Source organism: Pandoraea morbifera (genome assembly GCF_902459575.1).
GTDB lineage: Bacteria > Pseudomonadota > Gammaproteobacteria > Burkholderiales > Burkholderiaceae > Pandoraea > Pandoraea morbifera.
The window spans coordinates 228,803-251,417 of the sequence record NZ_CABPSD010000009.1 but is presented as its reverse complement, the minus strand read 5'-3'; the positions used below and the strand labels follow the sequence as shown (position 1 = coordinate 251,417).

Genomic DNA, 22,615 nt, shown 5'->3' with positions numbered 1-22,615 from the left:
GCACGGTCGATGCGACACCTGTCGCATCGCGACGATGTCCGGCCTGCGACAGGTGTCGCAAATTGCGCGACAGATGCGACACCTGTCGCACCGCGACGCATCGCGCGCGCAAGTGGATCCGTCATTGCCCGAGGTATGAAGCGGCCGCGCCACCGGTCGTTCCATCAGGCAAAAGCCGGCGAAACAACGTGGGATGGTGCGTGGCGGCGCAGGCTGGCGATGCGAGGGATTTCACCGATGCTTAACAACGTAAGGGTTTTCCCGCTCGGCGCGCGATCTGGCATTCGACTTGCGTAAGATAGCCAGGCCACTCGCACGCCGCAGGATGCGAGCCGGCCGGGGCGCTGCAAGGCAACACGCCGGCGCGCCTCGCGCTTCAGATGCGGTCACCAAACCAATAAACAGGAGACATGCAGTATGAGCACCATGGATCGCCGCCACTTCATCAAGGTCGTGGCAGCCACGTCGGCAGCCGCCGCGACGGGGTTGTACCAAACGCAGGCACACGCCGCCGAATTCACGCTGAAGTTCGCGAACAATCTCCCCGTCAGCCACCCGATGAATATCCGCGCCAAGGAGATGGCGCAGAAGATCGCCGAGCAGTCGAAGGGCCGCATCGACTTCCAGATCTATCCGAACAACCAGCTCGGCAGCGACAGCGACATGCTGAGCCAGATTCGCGCAGGCGCGATCGACTACTTCACGCTCTCGCCGCTGATCCTCGGCACACTCGTGCCGTCGGCACAGATCTCCGGAGTGGGCTTCGCATTCAAGGACTACAGCCAGGTGTGGGCCGCGATGGACGGCGACCTCGGTGCGCACGTGCGCGGCCAGATCGCCAAAACCTCGGTGTTCGCTTTCGACAAGATCTGGGAGAACGGCTATCGCCAGATCACCACGAGCAGCCGTCCGATCAACTCGCCCGCCGATCTCAAGGGCCTGAAGATCCGCGTGCCGACGAGCCCGCTGTGGACGTCGATGTTCAAGGCGTTCGATGCCTCGCCCACGTCGATCAACTTCGCCGAAGTGTATTCGGCCCTGCAAACGCACATCGTCGAAGCGCAGGAAAACCCGCTGGCGTTGCTGACCACGGCCAAGCTCTACGAAGTGCAGAAATACGTGTCGATGACGAATCACATGTGGGACGGCTTCTGGTTCCTCGCCAACAAGCAGAAGTGGGACAAGCTGCCCAAGGATCTGCAGGCGATCGTGACGGCCAACGTGAACGCTGCCGCCATGTTGCAGCGCGACGATGTGCGCAAGCTCAACGACGGTGTAATGGCCGAGCTCAAGCAGAAGGGCCTCGTGTTCAATGCGCCCAACAATGAGCAATTCCGCGACAAGCTGCGCAGCGCGGGCTTCTATGCCGAATGGCACAAGAAGTTCGGCGATGAGGCTTGGTCCATGTTGGAAAAGTACACCGGGAAGCTCGCGTAAATGGAAACGTTGACGATGACGGCCGAGCCGACGCACGCGCTCGCCCGCCTCTTCTGCCACGTCAACCGCGCGGTGATGAAAGTCACCGAGGCGGTTGCCGTGCTGCTGGTGGTGGCGGAAACACTCATCCTGCTCGCGGGCGTGGTCTCGCGTTACGGGTTCGACAATCCGCTCACGTGGTCGGACGAGCTCGCCCAGATCCTGTTCATCTGGCTCTCGATGCTCGGCGCCGTGCTGGCGCTCGACCGGGGCGAGCACATGCGCTTGTCCGCCATCGTCAACAAGCTCCCCGTCGCGTGGCGCGAATGGTTTCAGACCATGGCCGCGCTCACGGTCTGCGTGTTCGTGGCACTGATCATCATGCCCGCCTACGCGCATGCCATCGAACAGATGGACATCACCACGCCGGCGCTGGAAATTCCCGACGGACTGCGTGCCGCGGCGCTCCCGGTCGGCGCGGGCCTGATGCTCATCGCCGCGATATCGCGCCTGGCTCGCTGCTCCAGCATGCGACAACTGGGCCTGGGCGTGCTGGTCGTGGCCGCCCTCGGTGCGGCACTCTGGCTTGGGCGCCCGGCGCTCATCGCCATGGGCAACTACAACCTGCTGGTGTTCTTCGTGCTGATCGTGGGCGCCTGCGTGGCAGGCGGCATTCCCATCGCCTTCGCGTTCGGCACCGCGACGCTCGCGTATCTCGCGCTGGTCACCGACGCACCGTTGCAGATCGTGGTGAGCCGCATGGACGAGGGCATGTCCGGCCTCATCCTGCTGTCGGTGCCGCTGTTCGTGCTGCTCGGCGCGCTCATCGAAATGAGCGGTCTCGCCCGCAGCCTGATCGAATTCATGGGCTCGCTGCTCGGCCACGTGCGCGGCGGCCTGCAGTACGTGCTGCTCGGTGCGATGTTCCTCGTGTCCGGCATCTCCGGCTCGAAGGCCGCCGACATGGCGGCCGTGGCGCCGGCGCTCTTTCCTGAAATGCAACGCCGCGGCTCCAAGCCGGAAGACCTCGTCGCGCTGCTCGCGTCGACCGGTGCCATGACCGAGACGATTCCGCCAAGTCTGGTGCTGATCACCATCGGTGCGGTGTGTGGCGTTTCGATCACCGCCCTGTTCGTCGGCGGCCTGCTGCCGGCGGTCATCGCCACGCTCGCCATCGTGGTCGTTTGCTTCGCACGGTCGCGCAAGGAAGCCCCGAACGCAGCGAAACGCGCGCCGTGGAGCGTGATCGCCAAGACGTTCATCGTGGCGCTGCCCGCCCTGGCCCTGCCGATCCTGATTCGCACGGCCGTGATCGAGGGCGCCGCCACGGCCACCGAGGTTTCGACCGTCGGCATCGCCTACACGATCGTGATCGGTCTGATCGTCCACCTCTTCAAGAAGCACCTCGACTTCAAGCGCCTGTACCCGCTGCTCACCGAAACGGCCGCACTGTCCGGTGCCATCCTGCTCATCATCGGCATGGCCACCGCCATGGCCTGGGCACTCACGCAGTCGGGCTTCTCCGCGAAGCTCGTGGGCCTGATGCACGGCGTGCCGGGCGGGCAGATCGGCTTCTTGCTCATCTCCATGGTCGTGTTCATCGTGCTGGGCAGCGTGCTCGAGGGCATTCCCGCCATCGTGCTGTTCGGGCCGCTGCTATTCCCGGTCGCCCGTTCGATGGGCATTCACGACGTGCACTACGCCATGGTCGTGATCCTGTCGATGGGCATGGGCCTGTTCGCGCCGCCGCTGGGCGTGGGCTTCTACGCCGCATGCGCCATCGGCAAGACCTCGCCCGACAAGGTCTTCAATCGGATGTGGCCCTATATGGGTGCACTTTTCGTGGCGCTGCTGATCGTCGTCTTCGTGCCCTGGATCTCGATCGGTTTCCTGAAGTAAGCGACATTCACTAACGTTTTTACCGACGGGCTCCGCCGCGCTGCTGGCGGCGGGGCCCGTGCCGTAGAAGTCAATAAATTTAGGAGTCCATAGCATGACGGAGAAAGTTGCAGTAGTCACGGGCGGCGGCATGGGCATTGGCGCCGCCATTTGCGAACGGTTGGTCAAGGACGGCATGACGGTGGTGGTGGCCGATCTGAACGAAGGCGCCGCGACGGAAACGGCGGCGAAGCTGAGCGCGGCAGGCGGTAACGCGTGGGCGCTGTCCATGAATGTGGGCGATGCGCAATCGATCGCCGACGGCTTCGCCCAGGTCGCGCAGCGGCACGGGCGCTGCGACGTGCTCGTGAACAACGCGGGGATCGCCAAGACGTTTCCGTTCCTCGACTATCCGATCGATCACTGGCATCAGGTGATGAACGTGAACCTCACCGGCACGCTGCTGTGCGGGCAGCATGCCGCGCGTCTCATGCGCGAGCAGCGCTGGGGGCGGATCGTGAATCTGGCGTCGGTCGCGGGCATTCTGGCCAGCGCCGGGCGAACGGCCTACGGCACGTCGAAGGCAGCGGTCATCGGTCTCACGCGTCAGATGGCCATCGAACTCGCCCCTTTCGGCATTACGGCAAACGGCATTGCTCCGGGCCCGGTCGACACGCCGCTCACGCAAGCGCTGCACTCCGACATCTCGCGCCGTCACTATACGGAGACCACGCCGCTGGGCCGCTACGGCCAACCGCGTGAGATCGCGGGCGCGGTCAGCTTCCTGGCGTCGGAAGATTCGTCTTATGTCACCGGCCATATCCTGCCGGTCGACGGCGGTTTCGTGGCGGCCGGCATTCTCGAGATCTGACGCCGCCCGGGCGCGTCACTTCGCTCCCATCGCTCAGCGCAGGCGGGTGTCCGGCAGGTCGGGCACCAGCCGCGCGCCTGGCGCGCGCTGCATCTCGCGCCACACCTGGCGGGCATTCTCCACGAATGTGGCGACGCACGGGTTGTGGTTGTCGCGGCTCCACAGCAGCGCCACTTCGGCCACCGGCGCGTTGTGCAACGGCTTGAAGACCGCACTGCCCGACGCGCTCGCGCTGCTCATCGACATCGGCACCATCGCCACGCCCAGCCCCTCCCCCACGAGGTTGATGATCGTCTGCTGCAGATTGGTCTCGAGCCGGATATGCGGAGAGAACCCCGCGCGGCGGCAGTGGTCGACGATCAGGTCGTAGACCAGCGGCGCGATCTCGCGCGGAATGCTCACGAAGGACTCGTCGGCGAGCTGGGAGGCGTCGAGCACGTCGACCGAGGCCAGCGCATGGGTGCGCGGCAGCACGGCCACCATCTCCTCGCGAAACACCGTCGCCGTCTCCACCCCCGTGAGATCCTCGGGACGGTACATGATGCCAACGTCGATCCGCCCCGCCCGCACCGCGTCGGCCAGCAGGTTCGGCAACGTCTCCGCGAGTTTCATGTCGACGCGCGAGTACGCCGCGGCATACGTGCGCGTGAGCGCCGGCAGAATGTTGTACGCCGAGGACATCATGAAGCCGACCGTGATGGCGCCGTCTTCTCCCCGGCTCGCCGCGACCACGTTGCGCCGCGCCCGCTCGACCGAGTTGAGGATTTCCACCGCATCCTGATAGAAGCGCGCCCCGGCGCGCGTGAGGCGCACGCTTCTGCGCGTGCGCTCGAACAACCGCACCCCCAGCTCGGCCTCCATGAGGGCGATCTGGCGCGATAGCGGCGGCTGCGAGATGTGCAACTGCTGCGCCGCGCGGCCGAAATGCAGCGTCTCCGCGAGCACCACGAAATACTGAAAATGACGCAGCTCAATCATTTGATACCTCAAGGGTATTAATAGCGCATCAATATTGTATTGGATGTTATGACTCGTGAGTCGTATCCTGCGTTGGCGGTTGGCCACCCGAGCCGGTCGCAACATAAAGAGACGTCAGGAATCGCCAGGCCACAAGCCACCGACGGCGCCCTTTCGTACCGATACGAGAAGGAGACAAGTCATGCCCGCTCACCTCGCTGTAGCGTCTGCCCCCGCTCGACCTGTCGGCCACGCCGTCCCCCACGGCGCCGCCAATACCCATACCGCGTTCAGCAACATCGCGGCGATCGCCGAACGCATCGCCCGCCTGCCTGCCCCCCCAGCCGAGCCCATGACCGCCGTCGCGCCCGATTCGGCATCGACCCGGCGCATGCGCCCCGACTATCTCGCCATCGACGAACTGAGCGGCACCGATGCCCGCATGCGCGAACTGCTCGCGCGCGGCAAGCGCTTCGTCGATCGTGGCATCCCGGTGTTGATTCTTGGAGAGACAGGCACCGGCAAGGAGTTTCTCGCCCGCGCGCTGCACGCCTACAGCGAGCGGCGCGCGCAGGCATTCGTCGCCATCAACACGGCGTCATTGCCCGAGCATCTCGTCGAGAGCGAATTGTTCGGGTATCAGCGCGGCGCATTCTCGGGCGCCCTGCCCGGCGGGATGAAGGGCAAGCTGCAACAGGCTGACGGCGGCACCCTGTTTCTCGACGAGATCGGCGACATGCCCTACGCAATGCAGACGCGCCTGCTGCGCGTGCTCTCCGAGCGAGAAGTCACGCCATTGGGGGCGAGCCATCCCGTACCCGTCGACGTGCAACTGATTTGCGCCACGCACCAGGATCTGACCAGCGCTGTGGCGAACGGCACGTTCCGCGAAGATCTTTACTACCGCATCGCTGTCGGCGTTCTCACGCTGCCCACGCTGCGCGAGCGCGAAGATAAAGCCGAGCTGATCGCGCGCATGCTTTGCGACGAGTGGCCCGGACTGCGCGCCGATCAGGCGCTGGCCCGCGTGTCGCCGCAAGCGCTTTCGTGTCTGCTTGCTAGCGCGTGGCCGGGAAACCTGCGTCAAATGCGCGCCGCGTTGCGCTACGCATGCGCCGTCATGAGCACAAGCCAGTTGTGCGTGGACGATCTGCCACCGGACCTCGTTGCCGCGTCGCAAGCCAGATCGGCGGCCGGCACAGCGATGGCATCCGCGACCCGGTTGCGCGGTGACGTCGATGATTCGGTGGCGTCGCGCGAAACGCCTGGCGCGATGCACCGCGGCCAGGCGCTCGAAGCACGCAGAGCAAACGAGAGCGAAGTCGAGCGCGACCGCATTCTGCAAGCGCTCGCGCAACATCGCTGGAATATCTCGGCGGCCGCACGCACGCTCGGATTCTGTCGCGCGTCGCTATACCGGAAGCTCAAGCAGTTGAGCATTCCGCACGTGCGCGACTGCGGCGATGCCCTCAATGCGGCTCACTTCGCATAGCCCCGAACGCCACGGACGAAATGCCGAGCGTTAGCGCCAGACGACGACGCAGGCCAAATGGGGAATGGGAAAAACGCGGATGAAAAACGCGGGCAAAAAAAAGCGCGGCCAATGAGGCCGCGCCAAGGTTTGGAGACTTTTCACTCAACGCAAAAGTCTACTTCTCGCGGAACGTAGTATAGGTGTGGCGTCGAAAATCATTGTCATCATTCGACGCAATGAATTATTCGAGGACTCGCAATAGTCTCGTAAAACTCCATAAATAAAGGGTTTTTTGGCGAGCTCCTAGATTTTCCGCTCGCCGAAATCTAAGACATCTCTCATTACGCGCGATGGGAGGCGAGCGATGAGATCCGCGTCGCGGCGAACGTGCGCGTGACGTGCGATGTTCGATTTCGTCTTCATCAGCGATGTGGCAAGTGAGACCGAAAAGCGTGCGGACGCGACGTAGCGCTTATCGTTCGATGCGCCCCCCGCGCGAGCCGCCTCTGCGACATGATCGCGCAGCACCGGAACCAAACGGAACCATGCGTGTCGCGCGCAAACCCAGCAATGACAACGCTTCCGACGCGCTTTCGCAGGTCGCTCTCACTGTGTCCCGAGCGCAACACACTTCGCTTGCATCGGCATTTCTCGCCTACGCTTAATCAGGCTGATCCCTTGTCGCACAACGCTTTGCGACGCGTTTGCATGATTCTTTTCAGATATGAAATAGATTCTTGCGGATTCTGAAATAGGCGGGAGTAGCGCTCACTCATACACTGCCCCCTGTCAACAGAGCAGTGCCGATACCTGATCGGGTCCGCGAATGACAAACCGTCACCTCGACATGTTCTGTTTCGCCGCGTTCTGTTTTCACGCGAATTCTGCGATTCGTGTCACGTTACTGGAGCTTAAACCATGAAAAAAACTCTTCTTGCCGCGGCCGCTATCGGCGCGTTCTCGGTGGGCGCGCACGCACAAAGCAGCGTCACCCTGTACGGTTTGATCGACGCTGGCGTTGCTTACACCAGCAACTCGACCAACACGATCGGTGCTTCGGGTTCGAAGAACTTCCGCGCCACGAGCGGCCTGGTCAACGGCAGCCGTTGGGGCCTGAAGGGCTCGGAAGACCTGGGTGGCGGTAACAAGGCCATCTTCGTGCTGGAAAACGGTTTCTCGATCAATAACGGCAGCCTGGGCCAAAACAACCGCATGTTCGGTCGTCAAGCCTTCGTCGGCCTGCAGAACGACAAGTTCGGCTCGGTCACGATCGGTCGTCAGTACGACTCGGTGGTGGATTACCTGGCTCCGCTGACCCTGAACGGTTCGTCGTTCGGCGGCACGATCGCAGCGCACCCGTACGATAACGACAACACGAACAACTCGTTCCGTGTGAACAACTCGGTCAAGTACTCGAGCGCCAACTACAACGGCCTGACCTTCGGCGGCCTGTACGGCTTCTCGAACAAGGCCGGCGACTTCGCCAACAACCGTGCATTCAGCGCCGGCGTGAACTACGCGAACGGCCCGCTGACGGTGGGTGCCGCTTACCTGGAACGCCAAGGCAATCCGGGTAACAACAACGTTGCCGGTGCCGTCGACACGTCGGCCGGTGGCGACTCGGTCTTCAACGCTCAGAAGCAACGCGTTTGGGGTATCGGTGGTAACTACGCCTTCGGCCCGGCAACGGTCGGCCTGGTGTACACCCACACGCAACTCCAGGGTCTGTCGGGCATCAACTTCAACAGCACCGCCGTTGGCTTCAACAACGACGGCCTGAAGTTCGACAACTTCGAAGTCAACGGTCGCTACATGCTGACCCCGGCAGTCTCGCTGTCGGCCGCGTACACGTACACGATGGCCAAGCAGGATTCGACGGACAAGAAGCCGAAGTTCCACACCGTTACGCTGCAAGCTGACTACCGTCTGTCGAAGCGCACCGATGTGTACCTGACGGGTTCGTACCAGCACATCTCCGACAACGAAGGCACGGGCCTCGCAGCCGGTGTCGGCGCTGCCGGCGGTATGTCGTCGACCAGCTCGCAAACCGTTGTGGGCACGGGTATCCGTCACCGCTTCTAAGCCAGGCGGCGCGCGTACCGCAGCGACATCGCGGTACGCCTGACACAAAAAAGGGCAGCCTCCGGGCTGCCCTTTTTTTCGTGGGTGCGACGCCTGCACTCGGCAGCGTCGTCGCCCATTGTCTACCCTGCGCCTCAGAAGCGCGTCTCGCGCGCCGCACGCAGGAAGTTGTCGAGTACCGGCGTGCAATCGAGGAACTCCGGCCCGCCGGCCCGGTGAAACTCCGGATGCCACTGCAAGCCCATCACGAACGGCGCCTTGCGGTAGCGGATCGCCTCGACCACACCGTCTTCCGCGCACACGGCCTCCACGCTCAGGTCGCGCCCAAGTGTTTTCACCGACTGATGGTGGATCGAGTTGACGATCGGCACATCGACCGGCGCGAGCATTTGCGCGAGCGACGATCCCTCGGGGAACGTCAGCGTGTGGCGATTGTGTTCGTATGTCTCGGTGACGTGCGGAATCGCTTCGGGCAGATCCGTCGCAATATCCTGGTGCAACGTGCCGCCAAACGCCACGTTGATCAGTTGGCACCCCCGGCACACACCGAGAATCGGCTTGCCCTGCTCGACGAACTCGTGAAGCAGTTCGAGTTCGTACATGTCGCGCATGCGGTCGCCCTGCCATTCGTGACGCGTCGCGACCTCCGAATAGGTCAGCGGCGAGACGTCGGCGCCGCCCTGCAACACCAGACCATCCAGATGCTTCGCGTAATCGTGCAGTCGAATGTGGCTCGGGTGGAGCAGGCCTTGCGTGTCGACCGTCGGAATCATGAACACCAGCACGTCGCGCGACATCACCCAGTGCGCGATCGACTCTTCGAGGTATTGCAGCGTCTTGCTGCGCAGCCCCTTCGAGCCGGGCTCCGGATGAAAGATGCGCGCCGAGATGCCGATCTTCAGCGTGCGCTGCGTGATGCGCTGGCCCGCCCGGTCGTACCAAGCGCGAAAGCGGGCCGACATGATGCGCCGCAGAACCGACCACGGGGAGTCGCCCGCCTGCAGATAGGACGGCTGACCGCCCATCGACGCCGGACTGCCGGGACGCGGCGCCGAGCCGAACGACGGTTGATGCAGCGCCTCACCGCCACCACCCGCGGCAGCCCCCACCTCTCCGATGTGACCGCCAGCGCTGCCGACTCCGGCCGCCTTGACGTCGTCTCCCGATGCCGGCGCCGGTGCGCCGATCGGATTGCGATCCGACGCCACCTCGGCAGCCGACGCATGGGCGACCGGTTTGTCGGACTGGACCGCCACAGGCTGCGAAGTCTGTGCCCGGGCGTCGCCAGACTGGACCGGACGCGTGAGCGTGTCGGGATTCGGTGGCATGTCCGGTGAGCCTTGCGCGGTGCCGGCGACCGGCGTTGCGGTGGCCCGCGTCGCCGCCGGTGCGGCCGGTGCGGCGGCGGCGGTCGATGACGTGGACGGTGTCGATGCCGCCGCCCCGGACGCGCCGGCAGTGCTGCCGGTGCCGGTGGCCGGAGGTATCGGTTGTGGCGTTGCGCTCTTGCTCGTCTCGGATTCAGGCTTCTGGGGCTGCTGCGGCGATTTCGGGTCTTGAGCGTCGGTCATGATGGCGTTTGGAAGGCGTCCGCGAAGGGGGAAAGATGAATTGACCACTGCGGCCGGGGAATTATCCCGCCGCCCCGGTCCCGCCGCAACCGGGAAAGCCGACCGCGCGGCGCCACGCGTGCGGGATACCGATGGCCGACGATCGCCAGAACCCGCCCGTTGCGTGGCGATGAAACCGTCCGGTCGCCGCGATGTCGAACGGAATTGTCACGCATCGTGTGGCTGCGCGCCGGGTCGGCCGGACAGAAATGGATGCGCGTATAATCGCGACAAAATGCGAGACATTCATTCAATTTTGGCGATGTTTGCCGTCATTGAACGAAAATGCCCGTCGCCATTTGGCGGGCACGTCAGTATCAGGAGCCTGCAAGTGAAGCGTTTTCTCCGCCTGTGGCAGATCGCCCGCCACGACTTCCGCGTGCTTTGGCACGCGGCCCGCGACCCGCGCCGTCCGTGGTGGCTGCTGCCCGCCGTGGCCCTGCTCGTCGTGTATCTGCTGAGCCCGATCGATCTCATCCCCGATTTCGTGCCAGTGTTCGGCCTGCTCGACGACGTGGTCGTGATCGGCATGGTGGTGCACTGGTTGATCGGCCGTCTGCCGTTCGATGTCCGCGAGGACGCCCGCGCTCACGTGTTCACGCAACGCGCCTGAGTCCGGGTGTCGGAATCGATTCGCGCGAGTCGGGCCAAGCGAGCCAAACGAGCGGATCGAGCCTGCCAGGCCGACCGGGCGACGATCTGCCCTCGACCATGCGCCATCGCGCACCACACCATTGCAAACGAAACGGGCCGGGTTCCGTGCTGCACGGAACCCGGCCCGAAAATACCCCAATGCCGGCCAATGCCCGCGAGGTCGCCCCGGCGACCCCGAGGCCTTGTCAGGTTACCGGCTTCGTCGGCGTCGCTGCCAAGCCTCAGGGCATGAGCAGCGTCGAGCCGGTCGTCTTGCGCCCTTCGAGATCGCGGTGCGCCTGGGCCACGTCAGCCAGTGCATAACGCTGATTGACCTCGATCTTCACGTCTGCGCGGGCCACGACGTCGAACAGCTCGTTCGCGCTGGCTTCGAGATCGGCGCGTTTGGCCGTGTAGCTGAACAGCGTCGGACGTGTGAAGAACAGCGAGCCTCGCGACACGAGGTCTGACGTGTTGATCTGCGTCACGGGCCCGGACGCATTGCCGAAGTTCACCATCATGCCAAGCGGACGCAGGCAGTCGAGCGAACCGATGAACGTGTCCTTGCCGATGGAGTCGTAGACGACCGGCACACCCTCACCGCCCGTGATTTCCTTGACCCGCTCGACGAAGTTCTCGCGCGTGTACACGATCGGATGGTCGCAGCCATGCCGACGTGCGAGCGCCGCCTTCTCGTCGGAGCCGACGGTGCCGATCACCGTCGCGCCGAGCGCCTTGGCCCACTGACAGACGATCAGGCCCACGCCGCCGGCGGCCGCATGAATCAGGATCGTGTCGCCCGCCTTGACCGGATAGGTGCGGCGCAGCAGGTATTGCGCGGTCATGCCTTGCAGCATCATCGCGGCGGCCTGGTCGTCGCTGATCGCGTCCGGCAGACGTACCAGCGGCGCGGCGGGCATGATGCGCGCCTGCGAATAGGCCCCGCACGGACGGCTGGCGTAAGCGACACGGTCGCCGGGCTTGACATGCGTGACGCCCTCGCCGACCGCCTCGACCACGCCCGCGGCTTCCATGCCGAGGCCGGCGGGCAGTGGCTGCGGATACAGACCGGTCCGGAAATAGACGTCGATGTAATTCAGGCCGACGGCGTTGTGGCGCACGCGCGCCTCGCCCGGACCGGGGTCGCCGACTTCGACGTCGACCCACTTCATCACTTCCGGCCCACCATTCTGTTCAATGCGAATCGCTTTGGTCATCCTCGCTCCTTCGATGCTTCGGGTTATCGGGCCGCCTGTCGCGACGCGTCAGCCCTGCGGCTGCGCCGCCAGACGCACGATCAGTTGTTCGAGCAGCAACCGCGCCGTGGCACTGTTGGTCGCACACGGCACGTTGTGAACATCGCACGCGCGCACCAGCGCGTTGATGTCGGGTTCATGGGGTTGCGGCGTCATCGGGTCGCGCAGAAACAGCACCATGTCCACCCGCCCTTCGGCCAGTTGCGCGCCGATCTGGAGATCGCCGCCGTGCGGCCCCGAGAGCATGCGCTCCACCTCCAGGCCCAGTTCGGTGGCGATGCGCCCGCCCGTGGTGCCCGTGGCCACGAGCTGGCATTGACGCAGGACGCCCACGTAGTCGCGCGCGACCGCGAGAATCTCGTCCTTCTTCTTGTCGTGCGCGATGAGCGCGATTCGGACTTTGGGTACGGTCGATACAGTCATTGATGCGATCCCTTCGCTGGGTCGAGACACGGTGTGGTGAGGACGGTTCAGAAGGTGCCCGGATACGCGCCGCCGTCGATCAGCACGTTCTGTCCGGTAATGTAGCCCGCCTGGGCGCTGCACAGGAAAGCACAGGTCGCGCCGAACTCCTGCGGCTGCCCGAAGCGGCGCGCCGGAATGGCCGCGGCCCGCCTGGCCCGCGCTTCGTCAACCGTCTGCCCGCTCTTGTCGGCCCACGCCCGCATGGTGCCCGCGAGACGGTCGGTATCGAACGCACCCGGCAACAGGTTGTTGATAGTGACGTTGTGCGAGACGGTCGTGCGCGCCAGCCCCGCGACGAAGCCGGTCAGCCCCGAGCGCGCGCCGTTCGACAAGCCGAGAATGTCGATCGGCGCCTTCACGGCCGACGACGTGATGTTCACGATGCGCCCGAAACCGCCCGAGATCATGCCATCCACGGTCGCCTTGATCAGTTCGATGGGGGTGAGCATGTTCGCGTCGAGCGCGCGAATCCAGTCGTCGCGATGCCAGTCGCGGAAATCGCCCGGAGGCGGACCGCCCGCATTCGTCACGAGAATATCGGGCTGCGGGCAGGCGGCAAGCGCCTGGGCGCGGCCATCGGGCGTGGTGATGTCGCAGGCCACCGCGCTCACGTTCACACCGGTGGCCGCGCGAATCTCGTTCGCCGCGGCGTTCAGGGCGTCGGCCGTGCGCGCGACGATGACGAGGTTCACACCCGCCTCGGCCAGCGCCTGCGCACAGGCACGCCCCAGGCCCTTGCTCGCACCGCACACGAGTGCGGTGCGGCCCTTGATTCCCAGATCCATGTTCGGTCTTCCAGACAAGTTACGCATTGGTCGGAGACAGCCCTCTGGCCGTCTCCCCGCGATTCTAAGGGAATCGCGTGCACGCCGCTGCCACCCGCATCGGTTAAAATCGCGGCCATGCGGGCCACACCGGCCCTGCCCCCGATTTGCCTGCCATGAAACAAGACACCCGCTTCCCCAATCTCTATATCTGCGATCACCCGCTGATCCAGCACAAGCTCTCGCACATGCGCGACAAGGAAACCTCGACGCGCACGTTCCGCGGCCTGTTGCGCGAGATTACCTTGCTCATGGGATATGAAATCACGCGCGACCTGCCGCTCACGACCGAGCGCATCGACACGCCGATGGTCGCCATGGACGCCCCCGTCATCGCAGGCAAGAAACTCGCCATCGTGCCCGTGCTGCGCGCGGGCGTCGGCATGAGCGACGGTCTGCTCGATCTGGTGCCGTCGGCGCGCGTCGGCCACATCGGCGTGTATCGCGACGAGCAACATCGTCCGGTCGAGTATCTGGTACGCCTGCCCGACGTGGCCGACCGCAGTTTCATTCTGTGCGATCCGATGGTCGCCACGGGCTACTCGGCCGTGCATGCCGTGGATGTGCTGCGCAAGCGCGGCGTGGCCGAAGAGAACATTGCCTTCCTCGCACTCGTGGCCGCGCCCGAAGGCGTCAAGGTGTTGCACGATGCGCATCCCGGCGTGAAGCTGTACGTCGCCTCGCTCGACGAGCGCCTTGACGATCATGCGTACATCATTCCGGGCCTGGGTGACGCGGGCGACCGCCTGTTCGGCACCAAGAACTGATGCGGACGTATAAAGCCCCGGTCGAACCGGGGCTTTTTCATTGGCCTCGGCCCGCCCTGCGCCGCGTGGCCATTGCCACGCCGATGGCCGCCAGCACCATCCCGGCCCAGGCCAGCGGCGGCATGTGCTCGCCGACCATGGCCCACGCCGCAAGTGCCGCGCAAGGCGGCACGAGGAAGAACAGCGCGGACACGCGCGACGCCTCGCCGCGACGAATCATCGCCAGCAGCAACGAGATCGCCACGATGGAATTGCCGATCACGAGATAGACGAGCGTCAGGCCGAGTTGCCACGTCCAGTCGACGCGCATCGGCTCCAGCCACCAGGCGAGCGGCAGCGTGGCCGCGAACCCCACGGCGTACTGCACGAGATTCGACGTGATGGGGTGCTGCCCCACGCCGAAACGCTTCTCGTAAAGCGTGCCGCAGGTTATGGCGCCAAGCGCCACGAACGTGAGCCCCAGCCCCAACGCGGAGGTGGCCTCGACCGCCGAACGCGCCACGATCACGAGTGCTGCGCCCGCGAGCCCCAATCCGAGGCCGATCCAGTTCAACCCGCTCACGCGCTCGCCCACCAGATAAGGCACGGCCAGCGCCACGAGGATCGGCTGCAGCGACGTGATCAGCGCCACGCTTCCCGCCGAAACCCCCAGCCGCAAGGCCAGATACGTCATGCTGAAATACAGCGCCTGAATCAGCAGGCCGATGACTACCAGATGCCCCCAGGCGGCAGCGGTCTTCGGCAGCGGCGGGCGCATGACGATCGCCAGCGGCGCGAGCAGCGCGAGCACCAGCCCGTACCGCAAGGCGAGGAAGGTCAGCGGATCGGCGTAGGCCAGACCGATCTTCGCCACGGTAAAGCCGACCGACCACAGGAACAGAAAGATGAGCGGCGCGGCGCGCAGCCACAGCGGATCGTGAGCGACACCGGTACGCACCGGTGCCATCGAGGTTTTCAGCGACATGAGTTGGCGTGATTCCCTTCCTGGATTGCGCCACTATCGGCTTATCGGCGACGGTTGCCGCCGAAAATGCTGCCCAGCACGCCGCGCACGATCTCCCGGCCCAACTGGCTGCCGACGGTGCGCATCGTGCTCTTGACCATGGCTTCCACGGCGGTGTCCTTGCGGCGCGAACCGCCCGCCCCGCCCAGCAGGCCGCCGAGCGAGTCCTTCATGGCGTCGAGCAGACCGCCGCCGGAGGACGGTTCGGCGGTGCCGCCCGGCGTGGGTGTCGCGGGCGCGCCATCGGGTTGCCGCGCCTGCGTGCGCCCGACGAGCTTCTCGTACGCCGATTCGCGGTCCACGGTGCTCTCGTACACGCCGGCCACGAGCGAGCCCGCCATCAGCGCCGCGCGCTCCTGCGGCGTGATGGGGCCGATGCGCGAGGCCGGCGGCGCGATGAACGCCCGCTCCGTGACGGCCGGGCGTCCCTTCTCGTCGAGCAGCGACACCAGCGCCTCGCCCACGCCCAGCTCGCCAATGACCGTCTCGATATCGAGCGACGGATTGGCGCGCATGGTCTGGGCCGCCACCTTCACCGCTTTCTGGTCGCGCGGCGAATACGCGCGCAGCGCATGCTGCACGCGATTGCCCAACTGCCCCAGCACGGTATCGGGCACGTCGACCGGATTCTGCGTCACGAAATACACACCCACGCCCTTCGAACGAATCAGGCGCACCATCTGCTCGATGCGTTCGAGCAGCGACTTGGGCGCCTCGTTGAAGAGCAGGTGCGCCTCGTCGAAGAAGAAGACGAGCTTGGGCTTGTCCGGGTCGCCCACTTCGGGCAGGCGCTCGAACAGCTCCGCGAGCAGCCACAGCAGGAACGTCGCGTAGATGCGCGGCGCGGCGAGCAGCTTGTCCGCGGCGAGAATGTTGACGATGCCGCGTCCCTGGGCGTCCGTCTGCATGAAGTCTTCGATGTTGAGCATCGGCTCGCCGAAGAACTTGTCCGCGCCCTGTTGCTCCAGCGTGAGCAGTCCGCGCTGGATGGCACCGATCGACGCGGCCGAGATGTTGCCGTACTGGGTGGTGAAGGTCGAGGCGTTGTCGCCCACGTGCTGGAGCATGGCTCGCAGGTCCTTGCTGTCGAGCAGCAGCAGGCCGTTGTCGTCGGCGATCTTGAAGACGAGATTGAGCACACCGGTCTGCGTCTCGTTCAGGCCGAGCAGGCGCGCGAGGAGCAGCGGGCCGAGATCGGAGACGGTCGCGCGCACCGGATGCCCCTGCTCGCCGAAGACATCCCACAGCGTGGCGGGACTGCCGTGCCAGTCGGGCGCGGCGAAGCCGAGATTCGCGATGCGCTCCTTGAGCTTGGGCGTCTCGACACCGGGCTGCGTGATGCCGGTCAGGTCGCCCTTCACGTCGGCGAGAAAGACCGGCACGCCGATGTCGGAGAATGCCTGCGCCATGACTTGAAGCGTGATGGTCTTGCCGGTTCCGGTGGCACCGGTGATCAGGCCATGGCGGTTGCCCATCGCGGGCAACAGGTGCAACACATGCCGGTCGTTGCGGGCGATGAACAGGCCGTCCGCGGCGTCGGCGGCGGGATCGTTCGGGGTGGCCTGGGCCGCCTGGGCGGCTTGATCGTCGACAACGCCTGCGCTTGCGGAGGCTTGCGACGGCACGGGCTTCTTGGGCATGAGAGACCTCGGCGGTAGACGCGGCGGGGATCGTGACACGGCGCAGCAAACACCCGTGGCACGGTGCGGCGGCATGATAAAATTGCCTCCGATTATAGCGGCTGGTTGCCGCTCGAACGACAGGGCACACATCGCCGCCGAGCGCGGCACGACGGAGAAATTCATGGCGGGTCATAGCAAATGGGCCAACATCAAACACAAGAAGGCAGCAGCCGATGCCAAGCGCGGTAAAGTCTGGACACGCCTGATCAAGGAAATCACGGTGGCCGCCCGTCTGGGCGGCGGCGACGCCGACAGCAACCCGCGCCTGCGTCTGGCCGTGGAAAAGGCCGCCGACGCCAACATGCCCAAGGACAACGTCAAGCGCGCGATCGATCGCGGCGTGGGCGGTCTGGACGGCGCCAACTATGAAGAAATTCGCTACGAAGGCTACGGCATCAACGGCGCGGCGGTGATCGTCGACACCATGACGGACAACCGCGTGCGCACAGTGGCGGAAGTGCGTCACGCCTTCTCCAAGTTCGGCGGCAACATGGGCACCGACGGCTCGGTGGCCTTCCTCTTCACGCATTGCGGCCAGTTCCTGTTCTCGCCGGAAACGCCGGAAGACAAGCTCATGGAAGTGGCGCTCGACGCCGGCGCCGACGACGTCATCGCCAACGATGACGGCAGCTTCGAAGTGGTCTGCCCGCCCAACGACTTCCAGTCCGTCAAGGACAAGCTCGAAGCCGCCGGCCTGAAGGCCGAAGTCGCCGAAGTCACCATGAAACCGCAAACCGAAGTGGTCTTCACCGGCGAGGATGCCGTGAAGATGCAAAAGCTGCTCGACGCGCTCGAAAACCTCGACGACGTGCAGGAAGTGTTCACCAACGCCGTCATCGAGGAATAAGATGAAAATCATGGTTGTCGGCTCGGGTGGCCGCGAACACGCGCTGGCCTGGAAGCTCGCGCAATCGCCGCGCATCCAGCTGGTCTACGTCGCCCCGGGCAACGGCGGCACGGCGCTCGACGAGCGCCTGCGCAACGTTCCGATCTCCGATCCGAACGTGCTGGCCGAGTTCGCCGCGCGCGAAGGCATCGCCCTCACGGTCGTGGGTCCGGAAACGCCGCTCGCCGCCGGTATCGTCAATATCTTCCGCGCTCGCGGCCTGAAGATCTTCGGCCCGACGAAGGAAGCCGCACAGCTCGAATCGTCGAAGGATTTCGCCAAGGCGTTCATGAAGCGCCATGGCATTCCGACAGCGGACTACGAGACGTTTTCCGACGCCGCCGCCGCGCACGCCTATATCGACGCCAAGGGTGCGCCGATCGTCATCAAGGCCGACGGCCTCGCCGCCGGCAAGGGCGTGGTCGTGGCGATGTCGCTCGACGAGGCGCACCACGCGGTGGACATGATGCTCGCGGACAACAAGCTCGGCGACGCCGGTGCCCGCGTGGTGATCGAGGAGTTCCTGCAGGGCGAGGAAGCCAGCTTCATCGTGATGGTCGACGGCAAGAACGTATTGCCGCTGGCCACGTCGCAAGACCACAAGCGTTTGCTCGATAACGATCAGGGCCCGAACACCGGCGGCATGGGCGCTTACTCGCCGGCACCGATCGTCACGCCGCAGATCCACGCGAAAGTCATGCGCGAAATCATCATGCCGACCGTGCGTGGCATGGAAACCGACGGCATCCGCTTCACCGGCTTCCTCTACGCCGGCCTGATGATCGACGCCGACGGCAACGTCAAGACGCTCGAGTTCAACTGCCGCATGGGCGACCCGGAAACGCAGCCGATCATGGCCCGTTTGAAGGGCGACTTCTCGGTGGTGGTCGAGCACGCGATCGCCGGTACGCTCGACAAGGTCGAACTCGACTGGGACCGCCGATATGCGCTGGGCGTCGTGCTCGCCGCTCACGGCTATCCGGACACGCCTCGCAAGGGCGACCGCATCTCCGAGATTCCCGCGGAGACGGCCGATTGCGTGACCTTCCACGCGGGCACCCAGCTCGAGGGCGACGTGCTCAAGGTCACGGGCGGGCGGGTACTGTGCGTCGTCGGCCTGTCCGACACCGTGCGCGGCGCGCAAAGCGTGGCCTACCAGACCGTCAACCAGATCAACTTCGACGGCATGCAGTATCGCCACGACATCGGCAATCGCGCGCTCGCGCGCAAGCCCGAGTAATCCGGCATCAGGGTCCGGGGCGCGGGAAGTCAGCCCGCGCGGGGGACCAACAGCAACGGCCCGGGGGACTTCGCGTCCACCCGGGCCGTTGCTGTTTGGGGTCCGTCACATCGTCGCGCCGCCGTGATTGACAAGCGCGGGGCAAGTTGGCACGCTGGCACCGCGTGGACACCGCGTTCCGCGTATCCGGCCAGCCTCGGCGGAATTCATGCAGTTTTCCCGACAGACCCCTCGCTCGACGGAGACTCACATGTTCGACCTCGACAAGCTGGTCAATGACTATCTGGTGCCGTTCGGCCTGAAGATCCTGATGGCCGTCGTCATCTGGATCGTGGGCGGCATCATCATCAACATGGTGGCGCGCCTCGTGCGCGGCGCGATGACCCGGCGGGCCATCGATCCCACCCTCGTTCGCTACACCGAATCGACGCTGCGCATCGCCCTGCGCATCGCCCTGATCATCTCCATTCTGAGCGTCTGCGGCATCGAGACGACTTCGTTCGCCGCATTGCTCGCCGCCGCCGGTGTCGCCATCGGGGCGGCATGGTCCGGCCTGCTGTCGAACTTCGCGTCCGGCATCTTCCTGATCGTGCTGCGTCCGTTCAAGACCGGCGACATGATCAGTGCGGGCGGCGTGACCGGGGTGGTCGACGAAATTGGCCTGTTCGTCACCACGATGACGACGGCGGACAACCTGCGCGTGTACGTCGGCAACACCAAGGTGTTCAGCGACAACATCACCGTCTTCGACGCGAACGCGTTTCGTCGCGTCGACCTGACCGCGCAACTTGCGCATACGGTCGACGTCCAGGATGCCGTGGCTCGGCTCAAGGCGCGCGTCGCTCAGATTCCCAATGTGATGACCACGCCGGCGGTCGACGTAGCCATCCTCGAGTTCAACCCGTCCGGCCCCGTGCTGGCAGTGCGTCCTTATTGCCACAACCGGGATTACTGGCAGGTGTACTTCGACACCAACCAGGCGATCGCGGAAGTCGGCGGTACGGCGCACTGGCCGGTGCCCGCCCCGCGCCAGATCTTCATGCCGCCCCCGGGCGAGGTGCCCAAGGCCATGCCCGCCGCACCGGCGGCCGGCGGCACGGCCTCGGCGCCCCCTCTGCCCAATTCGCCGGCATGAGCGGGAGCCGATCAGATAGCTTGATGCAGGTCATCCGGGAGGCGTTTGGCCGGACGGCGCGCCACGCGGGTCTGCCCCCGAACCGGTGGCTGCCGGTACAATCGCGGTAACCACTACGTTCAGGGAAGTCACAGCATGGCAGCGCAAGACGCCGCACCGGCGCCGGATACGGGCGCGGTACGCACCTATCTCCTCGGGCTTCAGGACCGCATCGTCGAGACGCTGGAGCGCCTCGACGGCAAACATTTCTTCGCCGACGACTGGCAACGTCCGGCCGATGGCGCGCTGCGCGGCGACGGCCGCACCCGGGTGCTCGACGACGGCGACTTCTTCGAGCGCGGCGGCGTGAACTTCTCTCACGTGGTCGGCGACAAGCTGCCGGGCTCCGCCAGTGCCTCGCGCCCTGAACTCGCGGGGCGCGGCTTCGAAGCCCTCGGCGTCTCGCTGGTGCTTCACCCGCGCAATCCTTACTGCCCGACGGTGCACTTCAACGTGCGGATCCTGATTGCAACCGCCGCGGGTGAAGCACCCGCGTACTGGTTCGGCGGCGGCATGGACCTCACGCCGTACTACCCGTTCGAAGAGGACTGCCAGCACTTCCACCAGACCTGCAAGGATGCGCTCGACCCCTTCGGCGCCGAGTGGTATCCGCGCTTCAAGACCTGGTGCGACGAGTACTTCTACCTGAAGCACCGTCAGGAACCGCGCGGTATCGGCGGCATTTTCTTCGACGACTTCTCCGGCGGCGGCTTCGATACGGGCTTTGCCGTGATGCAAAGCGTGGGCAACGCCTTCCTCGACGCCTATGTGCCCATCGTCGAACGTCGTCGCGGCATGCCGTACGGCGAGCGCGAGCGCGATTTTCAGGCGCATCGCCGCGGCCGCTACGTCGAATTCAACCTGGTCTGGGACCGTGGCACGCACTTCGGCCTGCAATCGGGCGGGCGCACCGAGTCGATCCTCATGTCGATGCCCCCGATCGTGAAGTGGCATTACGACTGGAAGCCGGAGCCGGGCACGCCCGAAGCGCAGCTCTACACCGATTTCCTCGTGCGCCGCGAGTGGGTCTAAGGGCCGCGTACGCATGACTGCCTCGTCTTCCGTTGCACCGCATACCCGCGACGCGCACACCGCACCGGGCACCTCCGACGCCCCTGCCCCGGCGCCCGCAACGGCCACCAGCGCCGCAAGCGCCGTCACTGCGGCCATGGGCGCCCGGCCGCGGCGCATCGGCGTGCTCGGCGGCACGTTCGATCCGATTCACACGGGCCATCTGGCGCTCGGCGCGCTGTTCGCCCGTACGCTTGCCCTCGATGAACTCGTACTGATGCCCGCCGGGCAGCAGCCGCAAAAGCAGGGCAGCACGCCTGCGGCCCACCGGCTGGCGATGACGCGTCTGGCCGCGCAACAGCTCGCGGCCGAGCTCGAACGCTCGCGACCCTTCACGCAGCTGCTCGTGAGCACGCGCGAAATCGAACGTGCCGGTCCCAGCTATACCGTCGACACGCTACGGGAAATGCGCCGTGAACTCGGGCCTCAAGCCTCGCTCTCGCTCCTCATCGGCTCGGACCAGCTGGTCCGCCTGGACACCTGGCACGCCTGGCGCGAACTGTTCGACTATGCGCACGTGTGCGCGGCCGCCAGACCGGGTTTCGACCGCGATGCCGCCTCCGCAGAGCTGCGAGAGGTGTTCGCCGAGCGGGAAAAGTCCGCGCTCGGGGTACAATCCACGCCATGCGGCGGCATCCTGATCGACGACTCACTGGCCGTCGACATCTCCGCCACCGAGTTGCGCGCCACGCTGGCGCACGCGCGAGACGCGGCCACGCCCCCGGCAAACCTGCCCGAACCCGTGTGGCGGTACATTCGCGCGCAACACCTGTACCGCGCCTGACGGTCCCGCATCGAACCGCCGGACCGCCACCCGGCGCCCCTGTATCACCAAATAGACGCACTATGGATATTCGTAAACTGCAGCGCCTCATCGTCGACGCCCTCGAGGACGTCAAGGCACAGGACATCAAGGTGTTCAACACCGAGCACCTCACCGCCCTGTTCGAGCGCGTGATCATCGCCAGCGGCACCTCGAACCGCCAGACCAAGGCACTCGCCGCAAGCGTGCGCGACAAGGTCAAGGCCGCCGGTGGCGACATCGTGAGCATTGAAGGCGAGGACGTGGGCGAATGGGTGCTGGTCGACACGGGCGACGCCATCGTGCACATCATGCAGCCGGCCCTGCGCCAGTACTACAACCTCGAAGAGATCTGGGGCGAGAAGCCGGTACGCCTGAAGGCCGCCGGCACCCGGGCCGGTGCCAAGGCCAGCGCGGCCGCTCCGGACGACGAGGATGACGAGGGCGACGAGAGCGGCGAAGCGAGCGCCCCGTCGACGCGCCGCAAGGCAAAGTAAGCCTGGCGTAGGCCGCTCCCAGGTTCC

At 65.4% G+C, this 22,615-nt stretch carries 21 protein-coding genes; 14 read left to right on the top strand and 7 right to left on the bottom strand.

Annotation, left to right across the window (positions count from 1 at the left end; genetic code table 11):
* Positions 1-417: 417 nt before the first annotated feature.
* From PMO31116_RS16355 to PMO31116_RS16345, 3 genes are all read left to right on the top strand, one after another.
* A complete protein-coding gene (locus tag PMO31116_RS16355) occupies positions 418-1,437 on the top strand; it encodes a TRAP transporter substrate-binding protein (protein WP_150567653.1) in 1,020 nt (339 codons plus the stop codon).
* 15 nt (positions 1,438-1,452) lie between these two features.
* Complete coding sequence (locus PMO31116_RS16350; RefSeq protein WP_246185337.1) at positions 1,453-3,315, top strand: TRAP transporter large permease; 1,863 nt, start codon at positions 1,453-1,455, stop codon at positions 3,313-3,315.
* Between the two features lie 94 nt (positions 3,316-3,409).
* Entirely contained in the window at positions 3,410-4,165 is a 756-nt protein-coding gene (locus tag PMO31116_RS16345; RefSeq protein ID WP_150567651.1) for an SDR family NAD(P)-dependent oxidoreductase, read from the top strand.
* Positions 4,166-4,198: 33 nt separating this feature from the next.
* Here PMO31116_RS16345 and PMO31116_RS16340 read toward each other — a convergent pair whose 3' ends face one another.
* Positions 4,199-5,143, bottom strand: a complete 945-nt coding sequence (locus PMO31116_RS16340) for a LysR family transcriptional regulator (RefSeq protein WP_150567650.1) — start codon at positions 5,141-5,143, stop codon at positions 4,199-4,201.
* Positions 5,144-5,513: 370 nt separating this feature from the next.
* Between PMO31116_RS16340 and PMO31116_RS16335 the strand changes: the two genes are divergently transcribed.
* A complete protein-coding gene (locus PMO31116_RS16335; protein ID WP_150567680.1) occupies positions 5,514-6,614 on the top strand; it encodes a sigma-54-dependent Fis family transcriptional regulator in 1,101 nt (366 codons plus the stop codon).
* Positions 6,615-7,514: 900 nt separating this feature from the next.
* Complete coding sequence (locus PMO31116_RS16330; protein WP_150567649.1) at positions 7,515-8,678, top strand: porin; 1,164 nt, start codon at positions 7,515-7,517, stop codon at positions 8,676-8,678.
* Between the two features lie 134 nt (positions 8,679-8,812).
* Here the strand turns inward: PMO31116_RS16330 and PMO31116_RS16325 are convergent, their stop codons facing one another.
* Positions 8,813-10,006, bottom strand: a complete 1,194-nt coding sequence (locus PMO31116_RS16325) for a gamma-glutamyl-gamma-aminobutyrate hydrolase family protein (protein ID WP_343038625.1) — start codon at positions 10,004-10,006, stop codon at positions 8,813-8,815.
* On the opposite strand from PMO31116_RS16325, the gene PMO31116_RS24370 reads away from it, so the two are divergent.
* Together PMO31116_RS24370 and PMO31116_RS16320 are read left to right on the top strand one after the other, a co-directional pair.
* A complete protein-coding gene (locus tag PMO31116_RS24370) occupies positions 10,005-10,238 on the top strand; it encodes a hypothetical protein (RefSeq protein ID WP_343038624.1) in 234 nt (77 codons plus the stop codon). The genes PMO31116_RS16325 and PMO31116_RS24370 overlap by 2 nt on opposite strands.
* Before the next feature lie 381 nt (positions 10,239-10,619).
* Positions 10,620-10,901: a YkvA family protein gene (locus tag PMO31116_RS16320; RefSeq protein ID WP_246185328.1), complete on the top strand. Its 282-nt coding sequence runs from the start codon at positions 10,620-10,622 to the stop codon at positions 10,899-10,901.
* 262 nt (positions 10,902-11,163) lie between these two features.
* On the opposite strand, the gene PMO31116_RS16315 is transcribed toward PMO31116_RS16320, so the two are convergent.
* Genes PMO31116_RS16315 through PMO31116_RS16305 form a run of 3 tightly spaced genes read right to left on the bottom strand, consistent with a single transcriptional unit; the run spans position 11,164 to position 13,427 of the window.
* The gene (locus PMO31116_RS16315) at positions 11,164-12,138 is read right to left on the bottom strand and encodes a quinone oxidoreductase family protein (protein WP_150567647.1); all 975 of its coding nucleotides are present in this window, start codon (positions 12,136-12,138) and stop codon (positions 11,164-11,166) included.
* A 48-nt stretch (positions 12,139-12,186) separates the two neighbouring features.
* Positions 12,187-12,600, bottom strand: a complete 414-nt coding sequence (locus PMO31116_RS16310; RefSeq protein WP_150567646.1) for a methylglyoxal synthase — start codon at positions 12,598-12,600, stop codon at positions 12,187-12,189.
* A gap of 47 nt (positions 12,601-12,647) precedes the next feature.
* A complete protein-coding gene (locus PMO31116_RS16305; protein ID WP_150567645.1) occupies positions 12,648-13,427 on the bottom strand; it encodes an SDR family oxidoreductase in 780 nt (259 codons plus the stop codon).
* 155 nt (positions 13,428-13,582) lie between these two features.
* Between PMO31116_RS16305 and upp the strand changes: the two genes are divergently transcribed.
* Positions 13,583-14,233: a uracil phosphoribosyltransferase gene (gene upp, locus PMO31116_RS16300; protein WP_023594676.1), complete on the top strand. Its 651-nt coding sequence runs from the start codon at positions 13,583-13,585 to the stop codon at positions 14,231-14,233.
* Between the two features lie 37 nt (positions 14,234-14,270).
* Here the strand turns inward: upp and PMO31116_RS16295 are convergent, their stop codons facing one another.
* Entirely contained in the window at positions 14,271-15,197 is a 927-nt protein-coding gene (locus PMO31116_RS16295; protein WP_150567644.1) for a DMT family transporter, read from the bottom strand.
* Positions 15,198-15,238: 41 nt separating this feature from the next.
* On the bottom strand, positions 15,239-16,876 hold the full coding sequence (locus PMO31116_RS16290; RefSeq protein WP_150567643.1) for a helicase HerA-like C-terminal domain-containing protein: 1,638 nt from the start codon (positions 16,874-16,876) through the stop codon (positions 15,239-15,241).
* Positions 16,877-17,039: 163 nt separating this feature from the next.
* Here PMO31116_RS16290 and PMO31116_RS16285 point away from each other — a divergent pair, with 163 nt between their 5' ends.
* From PMO31116_RS16285 to rsfS, 6 genes are all read left to right on the top strand, one after another.
* On the top strand, positions 17,040-17,765 hold the full coding sequence (locus PMO31116_RS16285; protein ID WP_150567642.1) for a YebC/PmpR family DNA-binding transcriptional regulator: 726 nt from the start codon (positions 17,040-17,042) through the stop codon (positions 17,763-17,765).
* Position 17,766: 1 nt separating this feature from the next.
* The gene (gene purD / locus PMO31116_RS16280) at positions 17,767-19,044 is read left to right on the top strand and encodes a phosphoribosylamine--glycine ligase (protein WP_150567641.1); all 1,278 of its coding nucleotides are present in this window, start codon (positions 17,767-17,769) and stop codon (positions 19,042-19,044) included.
* Positions 19,045-19,294: 250 nt separating this feature from the next.
* The gene (locus tag PMO31116_RS16275) at positions 19,295-20,179 is read left to right on the top strand and encodes a mechanosensitive ion channel family protein (RefSeq protein ID WP_150567640.1); all 885 of its coding nucleotides are present in this window, start codon (positions 19,295-19,297) and stop codon (positions 20,177-20,179) included.
* Between the two features lie 135 nt (positions 20,180-20,314).
* Positions 20,315-21,250, top strand: coding sequence for an oxygen-dependent coproporphyrinogen oxidase (gene hemF / locus PMO31116_RS16270; protein ID WP_150567639.1), 936 nt, complete (start codon positions 20,315-20,317; stop codon positions 21,248-21,250).
* A 13-nt stretch (positions 21,251-21,263) separates the two neighbouring features.
* On the top strand, positions 21,264-22,073 hold the full coding sequence (locus PMO31116_RS16265; RefSeq protein ID WP_281350159.1) for a nicotinate-nucleotide adenylyltransferase: 810 nt from the start codon (positions 21,264-21,266) through the stop codon (positions 22,071-22,073).
* Between the two features lie 62 nt (positions 22,074-22,135).
* Positions 22,136-22,588, top strand: coding sequence for a ribosome silencing factor (rsfS, locus tag PMO31116_RS16260; RefSeq protein WP_150567638.1), 453 nt, complete (start codon positions 22,136-22,138; stop codon positions 22,586-22,588).
* The last annotated feature ends 27 nt before the right edge of the window (positions 22,589-22,615 follow it).